The sequence below is a fragment of the Thauera sp. 2A1 genome, from assembly GCF_009469595.2.
Lineage (GTDB): Bacteria > Pseudomonadota > Gammaproteobacteria > Burkholderiales > Rhodocyclaceae > Thauera.
Genome location: NZ_SSXV01000001.1, coordinates 197,445 through 219,741, shown reverse-complemented (window position 1 = coordinate 219,741; position 22,297 = coordinate 197,445). Strand labels below are relative to the sequence as shown.

General features: G+C 66.4%; 20 protein-coding genes. 12 read left to right on the top strand and 8 right to left on the bottom strand.

The window, feature by feature from the left end; translation table 11 throughout:
• The first annotated feature begins 11 nt into the window (after positions 1-11).
• The gene (gene ccsB, locus GH664_RS01095) at positions 12-1,187 is read left to right on the top strand and encodes a c-type cytochrome biogenesis protein CcsB (protein ID WP_228111317.1); all 1,176 of its coding nucleotides are present in this window, start codon (positions 12-14) and stop codon (positions 1,185-1,187) included.
• Positions 1,188-1,272: 85 nt separating this feature from the next.
• Here the strand turns inward: ccsB and GH664_RS01090 are convergent, their stop codons facing one another.
• Positions 1,273-2,076: a ferritin-like domain-containing protein gene (locus tag GH664_RS01090; RefSeq protein WP_153166299.1), complete on the bottom strand. Its 804-nt coding sequence runs from the start codon at positions 2,074-2,076 to the stop codon at positions 1,273-1,275.
• Positions 2,077-2,189: 113 nt separating this feature from the next.
• Between GH664_RS01090 and glp the strand changes: the two genes are divergently transcribed.
• The 3 genes from glp to phoU are packed head-to-tail and all read left to right on the top strand — an operon-like array spanning position 2,190 to position 4,926.
• Positions 2,190-3,437, top strand: a complete 1,248-nt coding sequence (gene glp / locus GH664_RS01085) for a gephyrin-like molybdotransferase Glp (protein ID WP_153166298.1) — start codon at positions 2,190-2,192, stop codon at positions 3,435-3,437.
• A 51-nt stretch (positions 3,438-3,488) separates the two neighbouring features.
• The gene (rpiA, locus tag GH664_RS01080) at positions 3,489-4,175 is read left to right on the top strand and encodes a ribose-5-phosphate isomerase RpiA (protein WP_153166297.1); all 687 of its coding nucleotides are present in this window, start codon (positions 3,489-3,491) and stop codon (positions 4,173-4,175) included.
• 46 nt (positions 4,176-4,221) lie between these two features.
• A complete protein-coding gene (phoU, locus tag GH664_RS01075; protein ID WP_153166296.1) occupies positions 4,222-4,926 on the top strand; it encodes a phosphate signaling complex protein PhoU in 705 nt (234 codons plus the stop codon).
• Between the two features lie 108 nt (positions 4,927-5,034).
• On the opposite strand, the gene GH664_RS01070 is transcribed toward phoU, so the two are convergent.
• From GH664_RS01070 to GH664_RS01055, 4 genes are all read right to left on the bottom strand, one after another.
• Complete coding sequence (locus tag GH664_RS01070; protein ID WP_153166295.1) at positions 5,035-5,307, bottom strand: oxidative damage protection protein; 273 nt, start codon at positions 5,305-5,307, stop codon at positions 5,035-5,037.
• A gap of 44 nt (positions 5,308-5,351) precedes the next feature.
• Complete coding sequence (locus GH664_RS01065; RefSeq protein ID WP_153166474.1) at positions 5,352-6,731, bottom strand: diguanylate cyclase; 1,380 nt, start codon at positions 6,729-6,731, stop codon at positions 5,352-5,354.
• Positions 6,732-6,779: 48 nt separating this feature from the next.
• Complete coding sequence (gene argA, locus GH664_RS01060; RefSeq protein WP_194270288.1) at positions 6,780-8,135, bottom strand: amino-acid N-acetyltransferase; 1,356 nt, start codon at positions 8,133-8,135, stop codon at positions 6,780-6,782.
• Positions 8,136-8,291: 156 nt separating this feature from the next.
• Positions 8,292-9,014, bottom strand: a complete 723-nt coding sequence (locus GH664_RS01055; protein WP_153166294.1) for a 16S rRNA (uracil(1498)-N(3))-methyltransferase — start codon at positions 9,012-9,014, stop codon at positions 8,292-8,294.
• A 128-nt stretch (positions 9,015-9,142) separates the two neighbouring features.
• Here GH664_RS01055 and GH664_RS01050 point away from each other — a divergent pair, with 128 nt between their 5' ends.
• Together GH664_RS01050 and GH664_RS01045 are read left to right on the top strand one after the other, a co-directional pair.
• A complete protein-coding gene (locus GH664_RS01050; RefSeq protein ID WP_153166293.1) occupies positions 9,143-9,952 on the top strand; it encodes an inositol monophosphatase in 810 nt (269 codons plus the stop codon).
• A 23-nt stretch (positions 9,953-9,975) separates the two neighbouring features.
• The gene (locus GH664_RS01045) at positions 9,976-10,851 is read left to right on the top strand and encodes a phosphoribulokinase (protein WP_153166292.1); all 876 of its coding nucleotides are present in this window, start codon (positions 9,976-9,978) and stop codon (positions 10,849-10,851) included.
• Positions 10,852-10,871: 20 nt separating this feature from the next.
• Here the strand turns inward: GH664_RS01045 and GH664_RS01040 are convergent, their stop codons facing one another.
• On the bottom strand, positions 10,872-11,150 hold the full coding sequence (locus GH664_RS01040) for a type II toxin-antitoxin system HicA family toxin (protein WP_153166291.1): 279 nt from the start codon (positions 11,148-11,150) through the stop codon (positions 10,872-10,874).
• A gap of 222 nt (positions 11,151-11,372) precedes the next feature.
• On the opposite strand from GH664_RS01040, the gene tkt reads away from it, so the two are divergent.
• From tkt to GH664_RS01025, 3 genes are all read left to right on the top strand, one after another.
• On the top strand, positions 11,373-13,388 hold the full coding sequence (gene tkt, locus GH664_RS01035) for a transketolase (protein WP_153166290.1): 2,016 nt from the start codon (positions 11,373-11,375) through the stop codon (positions 13,386-13,388).
• Between the two features lie 136 nt (positions 13,389-13,524).
• Positions 13,525-14,553, top strand: a complete 1,029-nt coding sequence (gene gap / locus GH664_RS01030) for a type I glyceraldehyde-3-phosphate dehydrogenase (RefSeq protein WP_153166289.1) — start codon at positions 13,525-13,527, stop codon at positions 14,551-14,553.
• Positions 14,554-14,617: 64 nt separating this feature from the next.
• Positions 14,618-15,802, top strand: coding sequence for a phosphoglycerate kinase (locus tag GH664_RS01025; protein ID WP_153166288.1), 1,185 nt, complete (start codon positions 14,618-14,620; stop codon positions 15,800-15,802).
• Positions 15,803-16,061: 259 nt separating this feature from the next.
• Here GH664_RS01025 and GH664_RS01020 read toward each other — a convergent pair whose 3' ends face one another.
• The gene (locus tag GH664_RS01020; protein ID WP_153166287.1) at positions 16,062-16,457 is read right to left on the bottom strand and encodes a group I intron-associated PD-(D/E)XK endonuclease; all 396 of its coding nucleotides are present in this window, start codon (positions 16,455-16,457) and stop codon (positions 16,062-16,064) included.
• 631 nt (positions 16,458-17,088) lie between these two features.
• Here GH664_RS01020 and GH664_RS01015 point away from each other — a divergent pair.
• Both GH664_RS01015 and GH664_RS01010 read left to right on the top strand, forming a co-directional pair.
• Positions 17,089-18,081, top strand: coding sequence for a tripartite tricarboxylate transporter substrate binding protein (locus GH664_RS01015; RefSeq protein ID WP_153166286.1), 993 nt, complete (start codon positions 17,089-17,091; stop codon positions 18,079-18,081).
• Positions 18,082-18,258: 177 nt separating this feature from the next.
• Complete coding sequence (locus tag GH664_RS01010) at positions 18,259-20,130, top strand: radical SAM protein (protein ID WP_153166472.1); 1,872 nt, start codon at positions 18,259-18,261, stop codon at positions 20,128-20,130.
• A gap of 33 nt (positions 20,131-20,163) precedes the next feature.
• Here GH664_RS01010 and GH664_RS01005 read toward each other — a convergent pair whose 3' ends face one another.
• Complete coding sequence (locus GH664_RS01005) at positions 20,164-20,631, bottom strand: hypothetical protein (RefSeq protein ID WP_153166285.1); 468 nt, start codon at positions 20,629-20,631, stop codon at positions 20,164-20,166.
• Between the two features lie 84 nt (positions 20,632-20,715).
• On the opposite strand from GH664_RS01005, the gene pyk reads away from it, so the two are divergent.
• Positions 20,716-22,161, top strand: coding sequence for a pyruvate kinase (gene pyk, locus GH664_RS01000; protein ID WP_153166284.1), 1,446 nt, complete (start codon positions 20,716-20,718; stop codon positions 22,159-22,161).
• The last annotated feature ends 136 nt before the right edge of the window (positions 22,162-22,297 follow it).

Sequence of the window (22,297 nt, the reverse complement as noted above, 5' to 3'; positions counted from 1 at the left end):
TCGCGAGACGCATGATGGAACTGGCCCGCATCTCCCACCAACCGCAACCCGGCGGCGCCGTGCCACGTTCTGGAGACTGGCTGCGCAGCCTGGGCCTTGGCGACTGGCTCTATGCCGCCGCACTGGTGCTCGGCGCATTCTTTGCGCTGCAGCAGTACGGTGCATCGATGGACGTCTACGACAAGGGCATCCTGCTGCTGCACGTCCCCATCCTGATGGCGGTCGGCTGGCACTGGAAGGCGTTTCGCCCCTTCCTTGCGGCCGTCGCGGCAGTATCGCTGGCGAGCATCTCGCTCTATCAGGGTGAGCTTGCGCGTGCGGAACAGTCCTTCCTGCTCAAGTACCTGATCTCCAGCCAGACCGCGATCATGTGGATGAGCGCGCTGATCTTCATGGCCACCGCGGCCTACTGGCTGGGGCTCGCGCTGCGCTCGGACTTCGCCGAAAAGACCGGCAACGTGCTGACCTGGGCGGCGGTGACCATGGGCACCAGCGGGCTCTTCGTGCGCTGGTACGAGTCCTACCTGATCGGGCCGGACATCGGCCACATCCCCATCAGCAACCTGTACGAAGTGTTCGTGCTGTTCAGCCTGCTCACCGCGCTGCTCTACCTATACTACGAGCTGCGCTATGGCACGCGACGGCTGGGCGCCTTCGTGCTGACGGTGATCTCGGCCGCAGTGGGCTTCCTGCTGTGGTACACCTTCACGCGCGAAGCCCACCAGATCCAGCCGCTGATCCCGGCATTGCAGTCCTACTGGATGAAGGTGCACGTCCCAACCAACTTCATCGGCTATGGGGCTTTCGCCCTGTCGGCAATGGTGGGCAGCGCCTATCTGCTGGCCGAGCGCGGCGTGCTCGCCAGCCGCCTGCCGCCGCTGCGGGTATTGGAAGACGTGATGTACAAGGCGATCGCCATCGGCTTCGCCTTCTTCACCATCGCCACCATCCTCGGCGCACTGTGGGCGGCCGAAGCCTGGGGCACCTACTGGCAGTGGGACCCGAAGGAGACCTGGGCGCTGATCGTGTGGCTGAACTACGCCGCCTGGCTGCACATGCGCCTGACCAAGGGCCTGCGCGGATCGATGCTGGCGTGGTGGGCGGTGGTCGGCCTCGTCGTGGTCACGTTTGCCTTCCTCGGCGTCAACATGTTCCTGTCGGGCCTGCACTCATACGGCTCGCTGTGAGCCGCGTGGCGCAGCGCCCGTTGCTGCGCCCGCGCGCCTGCCCTCCGAAGCCGTGCCCCCGCAAGGCGCCGCGCCAGCGTGCTCCTCAACGCCCGCCGGACAGGGCGTCGAGCTCCGCATCGCTGAACCCCGCCGCACGCCGCGCCTCGCGATGCAGCGGCGGATGTGGTCGTGGCGCATCGAAACTGTCGATCAACGCGAGGTAAGTGGCTTCCGGCTCCAGGCCGCGCTGTGCGCACAGGAGCCGGAACCAGCGGTCGCCGATGGCGACATGGCCGATCTCATCGCGAAGGATGACTTCGAGCACCGCAACGCTCCGATCGTCGCCAATCGATCTCAGCCTCGCCATGATGGGCGGCGTCGCATCCAGGCCGCGCGCCTCCAGCACGCGGGGGACCAGCGCCATGCGTGCCAGCAGGTCATGCGCAGTGCGGCAGGCCATCAGCCACAGGCCGTTGTGCGCGGGAAAATCGCCGTAATCGAAACCGAGCGCCTGCAGGCGCGCACGCACCAGGCCGAAATGGTGAGCCTCTTCGGCCGCCACCCGCAGCCAGTCGTGGTGGAAGGCGGGCGACATGCTGCGGAAGCGATGCACGCAATCGAGCGCAAGATTGATCGCGTTGAATTCGATATGCGCGATGGCGTGCAGCAGCGCCGCATGCCCCTCGCGGCTGCCGATGCCGCGCCGGGGCACATCGCGGCCGTCGACCAGGATCGGCCGCCGCGGCCGCCCCGGCACGATGATCGGTTCGGCGCGGTCCGGCCCTGGCACCACCTGCAGCCCCCCCTGCGTGCAGGCCGAATGCACTGCCTGCGTTGCTGCGCATTTTTCGTCCGGATCACACAGCAACAGGGCGTGGAGTGCGGCGTCGTGAATCGATGCGTTCATGCGCGCAAGTCTACCAAAGCCGCTGCGCCTCCCCCGCTGTGCTGCCTCTGCGGCACCACATTGTGGTAAAAGGAAACCAATTGCACCGTCGATCGCAACACGGATCACCACAGATGCCCAAGGACCGCCCCGCAGACACTGAACGCAACCAGGTCAGTGTCGCCGCCGCACGCAGGATCATTCTCGACAGCATCTCCCCGGTCAGTGGATGGGAACGCGTCGCCGTGCGCGCCGCGCTCGGCCGCGTGCTGTGCGAGGACGTGATCGCGCCGTGCAACGTGCCCGCGCACGACAACTCGGCCATGGACGGTTACGCGGTGCGCGCCGCCGACCTGTCAGCCGAGGGAGACACCGCACTGCATGTGGTGGGCACGGCCTTCGCCGGCCAGCCTTTTTCCGGCATCGTCGGCGCCGGCCAGGCCGTGCGAATCATGACCGGGGCCGCGATTCCTGAAGGCGCCGACACCATCGTCGTGCAAGAAGTGGTTCGCCGCGAGGCGGACCGCATCTTCGTTCCTCCGGGACAGAAAGCGGGCCAGAACTTGCGCCGTGCCGGCGAGGACCTGCCGCTGGGCGGCGTGGCGTTGGCGGCCGGAACGCGCTGCGGGCCGGCCGAGCTCGGCCTCATCGCCTCGCTCGGCATCGCCGAGGTGACGGTGCGGCGGCGCCTGCGGGTCGCCTTCTTTTCCACCGGCGACGAGATCGCCTCCATCGGCCGCCCGCTGGCGCCTGGCCAGGTGTACGACAGCAACCGCTACACCCTGTTTGGTGCGCTCAGCCGGCTGGGCTGCGAGTTGCTGGACATGGGCGTGGTGCCCGACGACCCGGCCGCCCTGGAAGATGCCTTCCGCGACGCCTGCAGCGCAGCCGACGTCGTGATCACCAGTGGCGGTGTCTCCGTGGGTGAAGCGGATTTCATCCGCGACATGATGTCGCGCATGGGCGAAGTCGCGTTCTGGAAGCTGGCCATCAAGCCCGGCCGGCCGATGGCCTTCGGCCGCATCGGCAACGCGGTGTTGTTCGGCCTGCCCGGCAACCCGGTGGCGGTGCTGGTGACCTTCTACCAGTTCGTGCAGGACGCCCTGCTGCAGATGATGGGCGTGTCTCCGCTCCCGGCGCCACAGCACTTTGCAGTGCCCTGCGCGGTGGCCATCCGCAAGCAGCCGGGCCGCTGCGAGTTCATGCGCGGCAAGCTGCTGCGCGAGGGCGCACGACTGTCGGTGACGCTGGCCGGCGCGCAGGGCTCGGGCGTGCTGCGCTCGATGTCCGAAGCCGACTGCTTCATCGTGCTGCCCGAAGACTGCGGCGGCATCGAACCCGGCGAACCGGTCCTCGTTCAGCCTTTCTCCGGACTCGTCTGAGCCCGGAACGCGCTGTTCCCACATCCTCACGCCTTGCAACCGGAAGACCCGATGACACAGGACGAACTGAAGAAAGCCGCGGCGCTCGCCGCCCTCGACTACATCGTCGACGACACCATCGTCGGCGTCGGCACGGGCTCGACCGTCAATCACTTCATCGACGGGCTGGCGACGATCCGTTCGCGTATCCGCGGCGCCGTCTCCAGCTCCGAGGCAAGTTCCGCGCGGCTGGCAGCGCACGGCATCCCGGTGTTCGACCTGAACGGCATCGACCGGATTCCGGTCTATGTGGATGGTGCGGACGAGATCGACGGCCGCTTCTGCATGATCAAGGGCGGCGGCGGCGCGCTGACACGCGAGAAAATCGTCGCGGCGGTGGCAGATCGCTTCGTCTGCATCTGTGACGCCAGCAAGCGCGTCGACACCCTGGGCCGCTTTCCGCTGCCCGTCGAAGTGATTCCGATGGCCCGCGCGCACGTGAGCCGCGAGCTGGCCCGGCTCGGCGGACAGCCGCGTGTGCGCGAGAATTTCGTCAGCGACAACGGCAACCTGATCATCGACGTGCACGGACTCGCCATCACCGATCCGTGCGCACTCGAAGGCGAGATCAACCAGATCGTGGGCGTCGTCACCAACGGGCTGTTCGCCAGTCGCGGCGCGGACGTGCTGCTGCTGGCGGGCGCCGGCGGAGTCGAGCGCCTCGCGCGCGACGCATCCCCCGACGCAACAAGAGATTAATATTCGGCTGGTAACCTACAGCGTCCTGGACTGGATCATGGCAACAATGAACGAACACACTTACCGGCAGTTCGACTCCGAACTCGAGGCGGTACGCAGCGGCGTGCTCAAGATGGGCGGCCTGGTCGAGACCCAGGTGGCGAACGCGATGGAAGGCTTGAAGTCGGGCAACATCGCCTTGCTCGATCAGGTGATCGAGAGCGATCACCGCATCAATCTGCTCGAGATGCAGATCGACGAGGAGTGCAACCACATCATCGCCAAGCGCCAGCCGACCGCGGTGGACCTGCGCCTGGTGATGACCGTGGTGAAATCGGCTTCCGACCTCGAGCGCATCGGCGACGAGGCGAAGAAGATCGCCAAGGCCGCCAAACGCCTGCATGGCGGCGACCAGCCCATTGCACCGCGCGTGGAACTGGGCCACAGCGCAGACATCGCGCTCGAGATGCTGCGCGGCGCACTCGATGGCTTCGCCCGTGCCGACGCATCCAGCCTCAACACGATCAAGCTGCAGGACGCGGAAGTCGACGCCAATTTCAAGGGCACGATGCGCCAGCTCATCACGTTCATGATGGAAGACCCGCGCACCATCACCAACAGCCTCGATCTGCTGTTCATCGCCAAGTCGATCGAGCGCATCGGCGATCACGCCAAGAACATCGCCGAGTTCGTGGTCTTCCTCGTTCAGGGCAGCGACGTGCGCTACGAAAAATCGATCGCGAAGGAAGCCGCCAGGAACAAGGAGTCCTGAGCGTTCCGAGCCGCATCCACAAAGCAGAAGGGGATGGCCACCGGCCATCCCCTTCTGCTTTGTGCCATCCGCCGGCCGCCCGCAAGCGGGAGCCGATGGTTGGCGCGCTTACTGCGCAGGCGGCACGTAGCCGCTGACCTGGTCGGCACCACCGCCAAAGAAGTGCTTTTCCATCTGTTCGGCGAGATATTTGCGGGCCCGCGCATCCATCAGGTTCAGGCGGTTCTCGTTGATCAGCATGGTCTGGTACTTGACCCATTGCTGCCAGGCCTCCTTCGACACGCTGTCGAAGATCCGCTTGCCCATCTCGCCCGGAACCGGGGGAAGATCCAGCCCTTCGGCCTCGCGGCCGAGCTTCACGCAGTTCACCATGCGCGCCATCGTTCAATCCTCAGAATGATTCATCAAGAAGCCGAGGCCGCATTCTAGCCCGAATGTGGCCCCAACTCGCCCACCCGGCGCGACGACAACGTCCAGCGGTTGCGTCCTTCGCTTTTCGAGCGATACAGCGCCTCGTCGGCGGCCGCGATCAAGCCTCCGGCGTCGGCCGCGTGCTCGGGAAAGATCGCCATGCCGATGCTGGCGGTGACGCCCACCTCACGGCCCTCGAACGTGAACGGCAGCGCCGCGATGCCCTCGCGCAGGCGGGTGGCGAGCTCGGACAGGCCGTGAGTATCCGTGTCCGGCACCAGGAGCGCGAATTCGTCACCCCCGAGGCGAAAGAGCATCTCGTTGCGGCGGATGATGCGCCTCACACCCTCGGCCAGGCCCACCAGAACCTCGTCGCCGGCCTGGTGACCGAAGGCGTCATTGATCGGCTTGAAACCGTCAAGATCGACCGCCACCAGGCCCACCTTGCCGTTGCGCCGCGAGGCATCGACGAGCATGCGCTCGAGCTCCTCGTGGAAGCGGCGCCGGTTGTACAGGTTGGTGAGCGGGTCGCGTTCCGCAAGCGCCACCAGTTGTTCCGAAACCCGGCGCGACTCAGTGATGTCCTCGTAGATCCAGAGCCGTCCGATGGCATGCTCCTGCTGTCCCCCCCCCACCACCGCCGACATGTCGGTCACGATGCGGCCATCGCGGAAGCGGATCTCGAACGGCTCGCTGACCGCGAGGTGGTTCGCGACGACATGGTCGAGATGGGCAAGGAAGGCCTCGGGCTCGACCAGCAGCGGCGCTCCCGACGCCTTGAGCACTGCCTCGCGCGTGCCGATGAGGTTGGTGTCGGGCGGATAGCCCCAGATCTCGAGCATCGCGCGGTTGGCGTAGAGCACGCGACGGTCGTTGTCGATGAACAGGATGCCAAGCCGGATCAGGTTCAGCAGGGCCGCAAGTCGCTGGCGCTCGTCGTTGCTGCGCAGCAGATAATGCTCGCGCAGCGCCTGGGCACGACGCAGCTCGGCCACCGTCTCCAGCAGCTTGTACTCGGTTTCCTTGCGCGACTGGATCTCCTCGGCCGACAACTGCAGCAGCGGCGACGCCCCTGCGTCCTCATCGACCCGTCGCCAGTGGGTGGCCATCCACACCACGCTGCCGTCGGCGCGGGAGAAGCGCAGTTCCGCGTCCTGCGCCGCACTGTCGGACAAACCCTGCGCAAAAAGGCGGCGGCCGTATTCGCGGTCGGAATCCATCACCAGAAGTTCGATCGCGTCACGGGCGGCCAGGCATTGCGCTGGCGTGCGACCGGTGACGCGCTCGATCGACGGACTGATCCACAGCAGCCGGGCGTCGGCATCGAGCAGCGCCTCCACGCCATGGATGCCTTCGGCAACCCGGCGCAGCAGGGAGAGCTCCCCGCCCTTCATCACGCGTCCCGCCTCATCGGCTGCGCACACGAGCGGCGACGGCGATCGTCATAGCGACTTCACGAAGACCTTGGAACGGCGCTGGTAGTTGTACAGATCGCGCTTCTTCTGCGGCAGCGTCTCGGGGCCGGTTTCGGAGAAACCGCGCTCGCGGAACCAGTGCGCGGTGCGCGTGGTGAGTACGAACAGGCGCTCCAGGCGCTGCACCCGGGCGCGCCGCTCGATGCGCTTGAGCAGTTGATCGCCGAGGCCGGCGCGACGATATTCGGGCGTCACCGCCAGGCAGGCGAGTTCGGCAGCGTTCTCCTCGCTGAAAGGGTACAGCGCCGCGCAGCCGACCAGCACGCCGTCGTGCTCGACCACGGTGAAGCGCTCGATTTCCTGCTCGAGCAACTCGCGCCCCCGTCGCACCAGCGTGCCGTCGGCCTCCATCGGCGAGATCAGCGAAACCAGCGCACCGACGTCGTCGATCGTGGCCTCGCGCAGGCGGAACAGCGGATCGCGCGACACCACGGTGCCGACACCCGCCCGCGTGAAGAACTCGAGCAGCAGCGCGCCATCCTTGTCGCGGTCGATGAGGTGACAGCGCGACACGCCGCGTCGCACCGACCGGATCGCACACGGCAGGTACAGGTGCAGATCCTCGGTGAGCCCCTCGCGCGCATCGAGCTTCTGCTGCGCCTCGTCGGCCGTCACCGACTCGATCAGGCGGCCGTCGCTGTCGAGCAGACCGGGCGCATCGCACAGGTAGATCAGCTTTTCCGCCTTGAGCGCAACCGCCACTGCCTCGGCCACCTCCTCCATCGCGAGGTTGAAGATCTCGCCGGCCGGAGACACGCCCAACGGCGTGATCAGCACCACGTTCTGCTGGTCGAGGTCGGCGTTGATCTCCTCGGCGATGATGCGGCGCACTGCACCGGTGTATTGGTAATCGACGCCATCGACCACGCCCACTGGCCGCGCGGTGATGAAGTTGCCGCCGGTCACGCGCATGTAGCTGCCGGCCATCGGCGTGTTCGGCAATCCCTGCGACAGCAGCGCCTCGACCTCGAAACGCGTCACCGCCATCGCCGCCTTGACGCACTCCAGCGCGGCGGCATCGGTCACCCTCAGCCCCTGGTGAAAGCGCGGCTCGAGGCCGCGCCGCGCCAGTTCGGTGTCGATCTGCGGGCGGGCGCCATGCACCAGCACCAGGCGGATGCCCAGCGCGGCGAGCAGGTTGCAGTCGTAGGCCAGGGTCTGGGCACGCTCGCCGGCCGCGACCTCGCCGCCGAAACCGAGCACGAAGGTCTTGCCGCGAAAGGCGTGGATATAGGGCGCCGCGCCCCGCACCCAGGCGACGAATTGCGAAGTGGAATCTGCCGGCGCTGCAGCGGCCGGGACAGGCAGGGAATCGGCGTTCAAGCGCTCACCGCATCGTTGCACCGGCGAGGCCTTGGCCACCGCCTCGCCGGACTGTTTGTGATTGCCGCGATTCTAGCGGAAGCCATACGCCTCGGGCGGCATCGCGCCGCCTGTCCGGGGCACGCCACAGCGAAATGCGGCGGCCGGCGCTACCGCTCAGAGATCGCCCCAGCGTGCCTGCAGCACGGAGATCGCCGCCAGGCCCGCGGTCTCGGTGCGCAGCACGCGCGGACCAAGGCCGACGGCAATGCAACCGTCAGCACGGCAGGCTGCCAGCTCGGACTCCGTCCATCCGCCTTCCGGCCCGATCGCCAAGTGCACCTCGACCGCCGGCGCTGGCCCTGCTCCGAGGACTGATTCGCCGCCGGGCGCAAGCACGTAGCGCACCGCTGCGGATTCGCGCCCGAGCCACTGTGCGAGCGGCAGCGGCGCCGCCACTTCCGGTACGCGATTGCGGCCCGACTGCTCGCAGGCCGAAACGGCCACCTGCTGCCAGTGCGCACGCCGCTTGTCGGCACGCTCGCCAGCAAGGCGCAGGACCGAGCGCTCGGCCTGGATCGGCTGTATGGCCGACACGCCCAGCTCCACCGCCTTCTGCACGATCCAGTCCATCTTGTCGCCGGTGGCCAGCGCCTGCACCAGCACCAGGCGCAGCGGCGACTCGCGCTGCGGCTCGCGGTAGCCGCCAAGCGCGGCAAAAGCCGTCCTGCCACGCAGCACCAGGCGCGCCTCGACTTCTCCACCGGCACCGTCGAACAACACCAGCGGATCGCCATCGCCCAGGCGCAGCACCCTCACCGCGTGATGGGCGACGGACTCGGGCAGCTCGATCTCGCCGGCATGCGGCACGGGCGTCGGGAAATGAAAGCGGGAAATCATCGTAAAATTATAAGCCCGCCCCGAAGTGAAGACGCCGCGCCGCGCGCGTCGCCGATGCGGGGCGATACGTCCGGTGCAGGCGCGGCCCTGGCCTCGCCTCTACTGGACATCACCGCCAGAGGCCCGAGATGAACAACGCAAGCAGCCGCCTGACCCAGGCGCGCGCCCTCGAATCGGTCGTGCGGGACATCGCGCGCGAGGAGATCCTGCCGCGCTACCTGAAGTCGGCGCGCAACCGCAAGAGTGACGGCTCCCTGTTCACCGAGGCCGACATCGCCTCGCAGCAGCGCTTCACCGAGGCGCTGCCGCAGCTCCTGCCCGGCGCCGTGCTCGGCGAGGAAATGAGCGCGGAGCAGCAAGCCCGCCTGTGGAGCACCGGCCGCGACGGCCTGTGGTGCATCGACCCGATCGACGGCACCACCAATTTCGCCAACGGCATCCCCTTCTTCGCGGTGTCCATCGCCTACCTGGTGGATCATCAGCCGGATTTCGGCGTCGTCTACAATCCGGTGACGGATGAAGCCTTTTATGCAGCGCGCGGCGCCGGTGCGTTTCTGAACGGCGTTGCGCTGCCGCTGCGCGCCCCGGCGACGCAGGTTGCCGACGCCGTGGCTGGCGTCGATTTCAAGCGCGTCAGCAATCGCCTCGCCGACGAGCTGGCCGTCAGGCCACCCTACTATTCGCAACGCAACTTCGGCTCCAGCGCGCTGGAATGGTGCTTCGTCGCCGCCGGCCGCCTCGACGTCTATCTGCACGGCGGCCAGATGCTGTGGGACTATGCCGCGGGCGCGCTGATCCTCGCCGAAGCGGGCGGCTCCGCTGCCGCGCTCGACGGCGGCACGCTGATGGCTGGCCCGGCGGTCAAGCGTGGCGTGATCGCGGCGGCCAGCCCCACCCTGTTCGCCGAATGGTCCGCCTGGCTCAAGGGCCGGTCCTGAGCACGGTCGAACGGAGCACATCCATGTCCAAGAAGCACCCGATCATCGCCGTAACCGGCTCATCCGGCGCCGGCACCACGACGGTCAAGCACACGTTTGAAGCCATCTTCCACCGCGAGGAGGTGAACGCCGCGATCGTCGAAGGCGACAGCTTCCATCGCTACACCCGCAGCGAGATGAACGCGCTGATCGAGGATGCCGAGCGCGTCGGTCAGCGCGGCATCAGCCACTTCGGACCGGAAGCCAACGCCTTCGAGGAGCTCGAGGCGCTGTTCCGCGGCTATGGCGAATCCGGCATCGGCCGCCGCCGCCACTACATCCACTTCGAGAGCGAGGCCGTCGCCTGGGGCCAGCCACAGGGCACGTTCACGCCATGGGAAGACCTCCCCGTCGGAACCGACTGCCTGTTCTACGAGGGGCTGCACGGCGCGGTCGTCACCGATCGGGTCGACGTCACCCGATATGTCGACCTGCTGATCGGCGTCGTGCCGGTGGTAAACCTCGAATGGATCCAGAAGCTGCACCGCGACAAGCGCACTCGCGGCTACTCCACCGAGGCGGTGACCGACACCATCCTGCGCCGCATGCACGATTACGTTCATTACATCGTGCCGCAGTTCTCGCGCACCCACATCAACTTCCAGCGCGTGCCGGTGGTCGACACGTCCAATCCATTCATTGCACGCGAAGTGCCCACGCAGGACGAATCGCTGGTGGTGATCCGCTTCCGCGATCCGCGCGGCGTGGATTTCCCCTACCTGCTGCGCATGATCCACGACTCGTTCATGAGCCGCGCCAACACCATCGTCATCCCCGGCGGCAAGCTCGACCTGGCGATGCAGCTCATCCTCACGCCGCTGATCTGGAAGCTGACGGAGCGGCGCCGCAAGCATCTGTGATGCCGCGGCGGACGACAGGCTCAGTGCTGGCTGCCTTCGTAGCTGGCGAGCGTGACGCCGGCCCGGGCAAGGAATTCGCGCAGGGTCTTGATGTCCTGCTTGCCGCAGGTGCTGCTGTTGTGCGGATGATGCAGGAAGACTTCCATGTGGTTCAGCACGACCCGGAAACGCGCGCCGTGGGCCGGTTCGACCGTCGCGCCGAGGTGGGTCAGCAGCGACTCCACCTCGCGCCAGTGGATGTTGCCGCTGGGCGGATCCTGATAGATCGCGCGCAGAAGATGCAGGTGTTTGTGGCTCATGATTCCTCCCACTCTTGCACCGGGCGCGCCCGACTGCGCCCGCAGGCCGGCGTGCCCGACGCGACATTATCGCACTGCGGGGCGCGACCCGGCAGCCATGCAGCGGGCGGTTCCCAGCGGCGCACTCCGCGGCGGGATCGTGACCGTCGTCCTACCAAACACCCGCGCAATCAAGGATAATTCGCGCTTTAGCCATTGAGCCCCGCGTCGGCCCACCACGCCATGTCGTCTTCGAGCGCAGCCCGTTCCCCCGTCTTCAATCCAATCACCGGCGCGATCCGCGCCCTGGCCATGGATGCCGTGCAGCAGGCCAATTCAGGCCATCCCGGCGCGCCGATGGGCATGGCCGAGATCGCTGAAGTGCTGTGGCGCCGCCACCTGAAGCACAACCCGGCCAACCCGAAGTGGGCCGACCGCGACCGTTTCGTGCTGTCCAACGGCCACGGCTCGATGCTGCTCTACGCGCTGCTGCACCTCACCGGCTATGACCTGCCGATCGAGGAGATCAAGCGCTTCCGCCAGTTGCACAGCAAGACCCCGGGCCACCCCGAATACGGCTACGCCCCCGGTATCGAGACCACCACCGGCCCGCTCGGCCAGGGCATCACCAATGCGGTGGGCATGGCGCTGGCCGAGAAGGTGCTGGCGGCCGAGTTCAACCGCCCGGGCCACACCGTGGTTGACCACCGCACCTGGGTCTTCCTCGGTGACGGCTGCCTGATGGAAGGCATCTCGCATGAGGCCTGTTCGCTCGCCGGCACCTGGGGCCTGGGCAAGCTCACCGCCTTCTACGACGACAATGGCATTTCCATCGACGGTCACGTCGAAGGCTGGTTCACCGATGACACGCCCAAGCGCTTCGAAGCCTACGGCTGGCAGGTGATCCGCGACGTAGAGGGCCACGACCCGGAGGCGATCGAAGCTGCCATCGAGCAGGCGAAGGCCGACACCACCCGCCCGACGCTGATCTGCTGCAAGACGGTGATCGGCGCCGGCGCACCGAACAAGCAGGGCAGCCACGACGTGCATGGCGCGCCGCTGGGCGCCGCCGAGATCGAGGCCGCGCGCGCCCACATCGGCTGGACGCACCCGCCCTTCCACATCCCGGCCGACGTCTATGCCGCCTGGAACGCACGTGCCAACGGCGGCGTGCTCGAAGCCAACTGGAACGCCAAGTTCGCCGCCTACCAGGCCGCCTTCCCCGAACTGGCCGCCGAGTTCAAGCGCCGCGTCATCGACAACGAACTGCCGGCGGAATGGCCGCAGCACGTCGAAGCGGTGCTGGCGAAGATCGCCGACAAGGCCGAGACCATCGCCACGCGCAAGGCCAGCCAGAACGCGATCGAAGCCTTCGCCCCCAAGCTGCCCGAACTCATCGGCGGCTCGGCCGACCTCGCCGGCTCCAACCTCACGCTGTGGTCGGGCGCGAAGGGCGTCAGCAAGACCAGCGGCGGCAACTACATCTACTACGGCGTGCGCGAGTTCGGCATGGCGGCCATCGCCAACGGCATCGCGCTGCACGGCGGGCTGATTCCCTACACCGCCACCTTCCTGATGTTCAGCGAATATGCGCGCAACGCGCTGCGCATGGCGGCGCTGATGAAGCTGCGCCAGGTCTTCGTGTTCACCCACGATTCGATTGGCCTCGGCGAGGACGGCCCGACGCACCAGCCGGTGGAGCAGACCGCCACGCTGCGCCTGATCCCCAACATGGACGTCTGGCGTCCCTGCGACACCACCGAATCGGCGGTCGCCTGGGCCTGCGCCATCGAGCGCAAGACGGGCCCATCGTCGCTGTGCTTCTCGCGCCAGAACCTGCCCTTCCAGGTGCGCAGCAGCGAGCAGGTCGCGGCGATCCGCAAGGGTGGCTACGTGTTGTCCGAAGCGCCCGGCCAGGCCCGTGCGGTGATCATCGCCACCGGCTCGGAAGTCGCGCTGGCCATGGCGGCGCAACAGGCGCTGGCCGACGAAGGCATTGCAGTGCGCGTGGTGTCCATGCCCTCGACCAACGTGTTCGACCGCCAGGACGCGGCCTGGAAGGCCGGCGTGCTGCCCGCCGGCCTGCCGCGCGTCGCTGTCGAGGCCGGCTGCACCGACGGCTGGTACAAGTACGTCGGGCTCGAAGGCCGTGTGATCGGCATCGACCGCTTTGGCGAATCGGCCCCGGCGGGCGAGCTGTTCAAGTATTTCGGCATCACCGCGAATGCGGTGGTGCAGGCAGTGAAATCGGTGCTCTGACGAGAACCTCGCGCGGGAGCGGCTCCGGAGACGGACCGCTCCCGCAGCACATCAGGGCGCGGTCCGGCGCGAGCCGGCAGGGCATCAGCAAACATCAACATCCGGTTTTTCGCCGTTATCTCAGGGAGAAGCATCGATGAGCATCAAGGTCGCCATCAACGGTTTCGGTCGTATCGGTCGCTGCACGCTGCGCGCCATCTACGAGCAGGGGCTGCAGAACGAATTCGAAGTGGTCGCCATCAACGCCTCCGGCGATCTGACCACCAACGCCCACCTGCTCAAGTACGACACCACCCACGGCCGCTTCGCCACCTCGGTCGACACCGAGGGTGAGAACATCATCATCATCGACGGCAAGAAGATCCCCTTCTACTCCACCAAGGACCCGAAGGGCGTCAACTGGGGCAGCCATGGCGTGGACGTGCTGCTCGAATGCACCGGCGCCTACACCACCAAGGCCAAGGCGCAGGCCCTGCTCGACCAGGGCGCCCGGCGCGTGCTGATCTCCGCCCCGGGCGGTGACGACGTGGACACCACCATCGTGATGGGCGTGAACGAGGAAGTGCTGAAGGGCGACATGACCGTCGTCTCGAACGCCTCGTGCACCACCAACTGCCTGGCCCCGGTCGCCAAGGTGCTGGCCGACAGCGTCGGCATCAAGCAGGGCCTGATGACCACGATCCACGCCTACACCAACGACCAGGTGACCGTGGATGTGCGCCACAAGGACCTGCGCCGCGCGCGCGCCGCCGCCGCCAACATCATCCCGACCAAGACCGGCGCCGCCAAGGCCGTCGGCCTGGTGCTGCCGCAGCTCGCCGGCAAGGTCGATGGCTTCGCGCTGCGCGTCCCGACGATCAACGTCTCTCTGGTCGACCTCACCTTCACCGCCGAGCGCACCACCACCAAGGAAGAGATCAACGAGCTGATGACCGCCGCGGCCAACGGCCCGCTGAAGGGCATCCTGGCCGTCAACACCGAGCCGCTGGTGTCCTCCGACTTCAACCACACCACCGTGTCCTCCACCTTCGACGCGACCCAGACCCGCGTCATCAAGGGCGAAGACGGCTCGGTGCTGGTCAAGGTGCTGGCCTGGTACGACAACGAGTGGGGTTACTCCTGCCGCATGCTCGACGCCGCGCGCGCCTTCGCCAACGCCAAGTAACACGGACATCCAGTCGAACCGACGCCCTGCCCCGCAGGGCGTTTTCACGAGACCGAAGCGAATCATGCAAGTCAAGAAACTCACCGACCTCGACGTGCGCGGCAAGAAGGTGTTCATCCGCGCCGACCTCAACGTGCCGCAGGACGACGCCGGCAACATCACCGAGGACACCCGCATCCGCGCCTCCATCCCGTCGATCCAGTACTGCCTGGACAACGGCGCCGCAGTCATGGTCACGTCCCACCTCGGCCGCCCGACCGAGGGCACCGTCGGTCCCGACGACACCCTGGCTCCGGTCGCGGTGCGCCTGGGGCAGTTGCTGAACAAGCCGGTGCGCCTGGTCGCGGACTGGGTGGATGGCGGCTTCGAGGCCAAGCCGGGCGAAGTCCTCCTGCTGGAGAACTGCCGCTGCAACAAGGGCGAGAAGAAGGACAACGAAGAGCTGGCGAAGAAGATGGCCGCGCTGTGCGATGTCTACGTCAACGACGCCTTCGGCACCGCCCACCGCGCCGAAGCCACCACCCACGGCATCGCCCGTTTCGCCCCGGTGGCTTGCGCCGGCATCCTGATGGGTGCCGAGATCGATGCGCTGTCCAAGGCGCTGCACAACCCCGCGCGGCCGCTGGTGGCGATCGTCGGCGGCGCTAAGGTGTCCACCAAGCTCACCATCCTCAAGACCCTGGCCGACAAGGTCGACCAGCTCATCGTCGGCGGCGGCATCGCCAACACCTTCCTGCTGGCGGCGGGCAAGCGCATCGGCGAATCGCTCGCCGAGCCGGAGATGGTGCGCGAGGCGCAGCAGGTGATGGACATCATGAAGGCGCGCGGCGCCGAAGTGCCGCTGCCCACCGACGTGGTGGTGGCCGACGAAGTGTCGGCGCTGGCGCGTGCCAACCGCATCTCGGTGGATGAAGTCGGCCCGCACGACCGCATCCTCGACTTCGGCCCCAAGACGTCTGCCAAGCTCGCCGACATCATCGCGCACGCCGGCACCATCGTCTGGAACGGGCCGGTCGGCGTCTTCGAACACGCCCAGTTCGCCGGCGGCACGAAGATGATGGCCTCGGCCATCGCCCACTCCGAAGCCTTCTCCATCGCCGGCGGCGGCGACACGCTGGCGGCCATCGCCAAGTTCCACATCGCCGACGACGTGGGCTACATCTCCACCGGCGGCGGCGCCTTCCTCGAATTCCTGGAAGGCAAGACCCTGCCGGCGATCGCGGCGCTCGAGGCACGTTACGCGGACTGAGACCCGTCGGCCGCAGGCACGCAGGGTCAGAAGATGCTGCGTGCCCGGTGATACAACTGACCCGAGACGCTACGGCACCAGAGGAATGTCGACGCGCGACGTTCCTCCAGAGGTGACCCGACAGAACCAGTAGAAGAATCGAATATCTCGCGAGTCGCTGTTCGAACCGCCACCTTATGAATCACCGTTCCGACCCAATGTTCGCAGTCGCTGGGCTGACGAGATTGATCCGCGCCGACGAAGCGTAAACTTCCGCGGCTCATATCCGCGCAAAGGCCTTAAGGAAATTCTTCGGGTGGAGATGGAATCGCAGATGGTCCGGCGCGTTCAACGGCTTCGTGTCCTCCTCAAAAGCCGGCGTGATGTACCCCCAGTCAGCTGTGCGGGAAAAGTACACCACGTAGTCGATCTTCGCGCCCTTCCACCTGTTCTCTACTCTGACGTTTTCTGCGGCGGACTCGAGACTCTTGACCTGAATGCGGTAATAGCGAGTGTCGTCAGCGATGACGAGATCCGTCTTCTTGCCGTGATCGATTGCAGGTATCAGGACTTCCCAACCGTCACTCAGAAGCCAAGCGGCGAGAGGGCTCTCATAGGAGAGTTGCTTGTGCGCCGCGAGCGTAGTCCCTTTGACAATGGCGTTTTTGACAGGCATGGCATGACCCTTTCAGGTAATGCCGTACGACAGCCTTGGGTGGCTTCCTGTATACGGTCCGAAGCGGTTGGACGCCGACTTCCCGGTCTTGATCACCGCAGTGCATACCGCACATGCCGAGCAGCCAAGGTTGCCAAACCCCCGCAAAACATAAACCTTGAATCTGCGTGAAGGCAGCTCTCAGACCCTACAGGGCCGTGATCGTGGATTGGCATGATTCTGTGCGAGCAGGCGGCATTGAGTCAAGAAGCGGGCGCAGCCGCCTACTAGTACGCATGATCGCGATGCATCGAGAGCGCCTTGCCGGCGTTGCACTAACGGCTAGCCTCGTTGGTCGAAAAGATGGCCCGGGATCATCTTGACCCCGGTTTGCCGCTTCATCGAACAAACCCGCCATCTCGATCATGCTGTCGCTCGTTCTGTGGTGATTGTGGCGAACGCGCTGCCACACCGGCGAAGGTATGCTCAAAATGGACGCATGGACCTGATCAACGCATTGATTTGACAAGCATCAGATCGCCTGAAGTGCTCCGAGTGCAGACTTGATCCGTTACTTCAGACACCCACACTCAGGATATCGAGCATCCGGTTCGCTGCGGGTCGTCATCGTCTGTCAGGGGAGGAGCAAACCATGAAGCAATCCAGAATCGCTGCGGCCTGTATCGTCGCGCTGAGCATCGCGGGGTGCGCATCGGTGGGCAATGCACCGACGTTTCCGGCGCAACCGGTGAAGGTCATCATTCCTTACCCGGCCGGCAATGCGGCGGACATCGTCGGACGAATCGTCGTGGACAAGCTGGCACAAACGTGGGGGCAGCCGGTTTCGGTCGAGAACCGTCCCGGCCAGACGACCATTCCGGGCGTCGACGCGGTCGCCAAGGCGCGGGCCGACGGCTATACGCTGCTGGTCCATTCGGTGTCCTACGCGGTTGACGCCGGTCTGTACTCCGGCCTGCCATACGATCCGGACAAGGATCTGGTCGCCGTCGCACCGTTCGCAAAGCAGCCGTTCGCGCTCGTCACCTCGGCGTCCCTGGGCGTGAAGAGCGTCGCCGAACTCGCAGCGAAGGCCCGCATGACGCCGCTGAAGTTCGGCTCGCTGGGTCCCACGACGCAGATCTATTTCGTCGCCGAGCAGTTCCGCAAGCAGGCCGGCGTCAGCGCCACCCACGTTCCCTACAAGTCACTCGTCGAAGCCAACGAAGCAGTAGCGAAGGGCGACGCGGCCTTCTGGTTCCCGCCGGTGGCCGGTGCCATGTCGGCGATCCGCGACGGCAAACTGGCAGCGCTCGCGGTAACCAGCGCTCAGCGCGTACCTCAACTGCCGCAGGTACCGACGATGGCCGAGGCGGGCGTGAAGAACATGGAAAGTGCCGCCTGGTTCGGCTTGTGGGCGCCTGCCGGGGTGCCGGCCGCGGTGATCGACAAGATTGCGAAGGATGTCGATCTGGCGCTCGCTGCACCGGACGTACGCGAGAAGCTCACCAAGGCCGGCGCACAACCGATGTCGATGACGCCAGCGCAATTCGCGCGCTTTGTGAACGACGAGACCGAATCCAGTCGCCAACTGATGAAGGAACTCGGCATCGGTGTGCGGACCTACGCCCCGCCCGCGAAGCCCTAAGACCCGGTTCGAGGCAACAGCAGACGGACGGATCGCCTCGTCACCTGCGACGGAAACAGGCCAATTGGGCCCGAGTGGATTTATCGTTCACACCTTCGCCCCGATCCGCTGCCAGCCTTGACCGACACACACCTCCCCTGTCCGCAGCCGCAACGCGTGCTCTCCGTCATCCCGCCGATGACGCAGTTGAACACGCCCTACCCTTCCACCGCCTACATCACCGGCTTCCTACGTTCGCGTGGCATCGATGCGGTGCAGGAGGATCTCGCGCTGGCGCTGGTGCTCGAACTGTTCAGCCACGAAGGGCTGGAGCAGATTCGCGAACGCGCCCAGGCCGTGCCGGCCCGCAAGCGCTCGGCGATGGTGAGCTTCTTCCTCGAGCATTTCGACCGCTACCGCGCGACGATCGATCCGGTGATTGCCTTCCTGCAGGGGCGCGACACCACGATTGCGCACCGCATCGCCAGCCGCGCCTTCTTGCCCGAAGGGCCGCGCTTCGATGCGCTCGATGTGTACGTGGATCCGGACGACCCGACCGGCGGCGATCCGCTGGCCTGGGCCTTCGGCGCGCTGGGCACCCAGGACCGCGCCCGTCACCTGGCCACGCTCTACCTCAACGACCTTGCCGACGTCCTGCGCGACGCAGTGGATCCGCGCTTCGAGTTCGTGCGCTATGCGGAATCCCTGGCGCAGAGCCAGCCCAGCTTCGAGCCGCTGGCCACCGCGCTGTCCGCCCAGCCGAACCTGGTCGACGACACGCTGCGGCAACTCACCCTCGCTGCGCTCGAACGCCATGCACCTTCCGTGGTGCTGCTGTCGGTGCCTTTCCCCGGGTCGGTGTATGGCGCGTTCCGCATCGCCCAGGCGGCAAAGGCCTTCGACCCGGCCATCGTCACCGTGCTGGGTGGCGGCTTCGTAAACACCGAACTGCGCGAGCTGGCCGAGCCGCACGTGTTCGATTTCTTCGACTACGTCACGCTGGATGCCGGCGAACGGCCGCTGCTGGCGCTGCTCGAGCACCTGGCCGGAAAGCGCTCGCGCCAGCGCCTGGTGCGCACCTTCGCGCGCGATGCGGAAAGCGGGCAGGTGCGTTACATCAACTTCGCCGAACCCGACGTTCCCTTCGCCGAAGTCGGCACGCCCACCTGGGACGCCCTGCCGCTCGACCGCTACCTGTCGGTCCTCGACATGCTCAACCCGATGCACCGCCTTTGGTCCGACGGGCGCTGGAACAAGCTCACCGTGGCGCACGGCTGCTACTGGAAGAAGTGCAGCTTCTGCGACATCAGCCTCGACTACATCTCGCGCTACGACGGCGCCACCGCATCAACCCTGGCGGACCGCATCGAGGCGATCATCGCCGAAACCGGCCAGAGCGGCTTCCACTTCGTCGACGAGGCCGCACCGCCGAAAGCGCTGAAGGCGCTCGCGCTCGAGCTGCTCGAGCGCAAGCGCGCAATTTCGTGGTGGGGCAACATCCGATTCGAGAAGTCGTTCACACCCGAGGTGTGCCAGTTGCTGGCCGACAGCGGCTGCATCGCCGTCTCCGGCGGCCTGGAAGTCGCCTCGGACCGGCTGCTGCAGCTGATGAAAAAAGGCGTGTCGGTGGAACAGGTGGCACGCGTCACCCACGGTTTTGCGGAAGCCGGCATCCTGGTGCACGCCTACCTGATGTACGGTTTCCCGACGCAGACCGTGCAGGACACCGTGGATGCACTCGAATACGTGCGCCAGTTGTTCGCGGCCGGCTGCATCCACTCGGGATTCTTCCACCGCTTCGCCTGTACCGTGCATTCGCCGGTCGGCCAGCAGCCCGAAGAGTTCGGCGTGACGCTGAAGCCACTGCCGCCGATCAGCTTCGCCAAGAACGACGTCGGCTTCATCGACCCTACCGGCACCGACCACGCCACGCTGGGCATTGCCTTGAACAAGGCGCTGTACAACTACATGCACGGCATCGGCCTGGACGAGGATGTGCGCGCCTGGTTCGACGGCCGCGTGCCACGCAGCCGGGTGCCGCGCAACTTCATCGCTCGCGCGCTGCGCTGAACCCACAGCACGCGAACCCGGCGCCAGCAGGCCTCAACTCGCGGGGTGGAATACCCCGTCGGTCTTGCGCCGACCCGCAGTGGCGCGACGGTCGAGTTCCCCCTCGGCGTCCGGGGCGCCGTGCTGCGGCCGGGGCGACCAGATATTGCGGCGCGCATGGTGGCGGCGGTCGTCGTGATGCGCGTATGTGCAAGTGCAATTGAGCGCGCTGCAGCCCGGCAGCGGCAGCGTCGGCGCCTCATGGGCGAGGAAGCGCAAGCCTTCCAACCGTCTTGCCACTGCACAGGCATTCGAAGCCGACTTGATCGACACGCAGTGGTACGGATGAAGCTCACGCAACGCGACCGGTTCGCTAGGCGCAGGCTTGCTGCGGCCGAAGAAACGCACCATCGCCGTGACCAGGATGAGTGCCAGCGCGCCCCAAACAATCCCTTCCGCCATGATCAGCCCCCCAATCCAGATGACATCATTATAGGACAGCGAAGCGCAGCCTGTCGGCAAGAAACCGTCGCAGCACCCGGCCAACGCTCCAAGCGACGGGCGCTAGAATGCGGGGATCCGAAAAGCACAATCACGGGAGACAACATGCCGCGCCACACCAAGATCGTCGCCACGCTGGGCCCTTCCTCGACCGATCCGCAGGTGCTGGAGCGCATGGTGCACGCCGGCATCGATGTGGTGCGCATGAACTTCTCCCACGGCAAGACCGAGGATCACATCGCCCGCGCCGAGGCCGTGCGCGAAGCCTCGGCACGGGCCGGCCGCCCGGTCGGCATCCTCGCCGACCTGCAGGGCCCGAAGATCCGCGTCGGCCGCTTCGCCGATGGCAAGGTGACACTGCAAAAGGACGCCGAGTTCATTCTCGACGCCCGCTGCGAACTGGGGAACGCACAACGCGTGGGGCTGGACTACAAGGACCTGCCCAAGGACGTGAAGACGGGCGACGTGCTACTGCTCGACGACGGACGGCTCAAGCTGGGGGTGACGCGGGTCGTCGGCCACGAGATCCGCACCGTGGTGAAGGTGGGCGGCGAGCTGTCGAACAACAAGGGCATCAACCGCCAGGGCGGCGGTCTGACCGCGCCGGCGCTCACCGCCAAGGACATGGACGACATCAAGACCGCGGCGCAGATCGGCGTCGATTTCGTCGCCGTGTCCTTTCCCAAGAGCGCCGCCGACATGTACATGGCACGTCAGTTGATGCGCGCGGCCGGCGCCGATGCGCTGCTGATCGCCAAGATCGAGCGCACCGAGGCAGTGGCCAACCTCGACGAGATCCTCGACGCCTCCGACGGCATCATGGTGGCGCGCGGCGACCTCGCGGTGGAGGTGGGCGACGCGGCAGTGCCGGCGCTGCAGAAGAAGATGCTCCGTGCCGCGCGCGACCGCAACAAGCTCACCATCACCGCCACGCAGATGATGGAGTCGATGATCAACAGCCCGGTGCCAACGCGCGCCGAAGTGTCGGACGTGGCCAACGCCGTGCTCGACGGCACCGACGCGGTGATGCTGTCGGCGGAGACGGCCTCCGGCCAGTTCCCCATCGAGGTGGTGGAGGCGATGAGCCGCGTCTGCCTGGAAGCGGAAAAGTCCGCCGAAGTCAGCCTCGACCGTGAAGTGCTGAACCGCGTCTTCACCCGCATCGACCAGTCGATCGCAATGGCGGCGATGTGGACCGCCTATCACCTCAACGTGAAGGCCATCGCCTCGCTCACCCAGACCGGCTCGACCGCGCTGTGGATGAGCCGGCTCAACTGCGGCGTGCCGGTGTATGCGCTGACGCCCGAGATCCGTGCGCGCAACCAGATGACGCTGTACCGCGAGGTGTATCCGCTGCTGATGAGCCAGACCCACCACGACCGCGACGTGCTGCTGTGGGAAGCCGAGCAGGTGCTGCTCGAGCAGGGCGTGGTGGAATACGGCGATCTCATCGTGCTCACCATCGGCGAGCCGATCGGCGCTTCGGGCGGCACCAACACGCTGAAGATCGTGCGGGTGGGGGATCATCCGGCGCCGGGCACGCTGGAGTGAGGGCGCATCCCTCCGTGCGATCACGCACGGCCATTTGTGACTATCCTCGTTGGCCCGTTCCGGCGCCGGAATGCTCGGGCTAGAATTCAGCTTTTACCTCACCCGCACTGCCGGCCCCGGCCGGCCCCTCGGAGAT

What these genes read in the sequence shown, in the direction of transcription:
- ccsB (WP_228111317.1), top strand. Translation starts at nt 12, where the DNA reads ATGATGGAACTGGCCCGCATCTCCCACCAACCGCAACCCGGCGGCGCC.
- GH664_RS01090 (WP_153166299.1), bottom strand. Translation starts at nt 2,076, where the DNA reads ATGAACGCATCGATTCACGACGCCGCACTCCACGCCCTGTTGCTGTGT.
- glp (WP_153166298.1), top strand. Translation starts at nt 2,190, where the DNA reads ATGCCCAAGGACCGCCCCGCAGACACTGAACGCAACCAGGTCAGTGTC.
- rpiA (WP_153166297.1), top strand. Translation starts at nt 3,489, where the DNA reads ATGACACAGGACGAACTGAAGAAAGCCGCGGCGCTCGCCGCCCTCGAC.
- phoU (WP_153166296.1), top strand. Translation starts at nt 4,222, where the DNA reads ATGAACGAACACACTTACCGGCAGTTCGACTCCGAACTCGAGGCGGTA.
- GH664_RS01070 (WP_153166295.1), bottom strand. Translation starts at nt 5,307, where the DNA reads ATGGCGCGCATGGTGAACTGCGTGAAGCTCGGCCGCGAGGCCGAAGGG.
- GH664_RS01065 (WP_153166474.1), bottom strand. Translation starts at nt 6,731, where the DNA reads ATGAAGGGCGGGGAGCTCTCCCTGCTGCGCCGGGTTGCCGAAGGCATC.
- GH664_RS01055 (WP_153166294.1), bottom strand. Translation starts at nt 9,014, where the DNA reads ATGATTTCCCGCTTTCATTTCCCGACGCCCGTGCCGCATGCCGGCGAG.
- GH664_RS01050 (WP_153166293.1), top strand. Translation starts at nt 9,143, where the DNA reads ATGAACAACGCAAGCAGCCGCCTGACCCAGGCGCGCGCCCTCGAATCG.
- GH664_RS01045 (WP_153166292.1), top strand. Translation starts at nt 9,976, where the DNA reads ATGTCCAAGAAGCACCCGATCATCGCCGTAACCGGCTCATCCGGCGCC.
- GH664_RS01040 (WP_153166291.1), bottom strand. Translation starts at nt 11,150, where the DNA reads ATGAGCCACAAACACCTGCATCTTCTGCGCGCGATCTATCAGGATCCG.
- tkt (WP_153166290.1), top strand. Translation starts at nt 11,373, where the DNA reads ATGTCGTCTTCGAGCGCAGCCCGTTCCCCCGTCTTCAATCCAATCACC.
- gap (WP_153166289.1), top strand. Translation starts at nt 13,525, where the DNA reads ATGAGCATCAAGGTCGCCATCAACGGTTTCGGTCGTATCGGTCGCTGC.
- GH664_RS01025 (WP_153166288.1), top strand. Translation starts at nt 14,618, where the DNA reads ATGCAAGTCAAGAAACTCACCGACCTCGACGTGCGCGGCAAGAAGGTG.
- GH664_RS01020 (WP_153166287.1), bottom strand. Translation starts at nt 16,457, where the DNA reads ATGCCTGTCAAAAACGCCATTGTCAAAGGGACTACGCTCGCGGCGCAC.
- GH664_RS01015 (WP_153166286.1), top strand. Translation starts at nt 17,089, where the DNA reads ATGAAGCAATCCAGAATCGCTGCGGCCTGTATCGTCGCGCTGAGCATC.
- GH664_RS01010 (WP_153166472.1), top strand. Translation starts at nt 18,259, where the DNA reads ATGACGCAGTTGAACACGCCCTACCCTTCCACCGCCTACATCACCGGC.
- pyk (WP_153166284.1), top strand. Translation starts at nt 20,716, where the DNA reads ATGCCGCGCCACACCAAGATCGTCGCCACGCTGGGCCCTTCCTCGACC.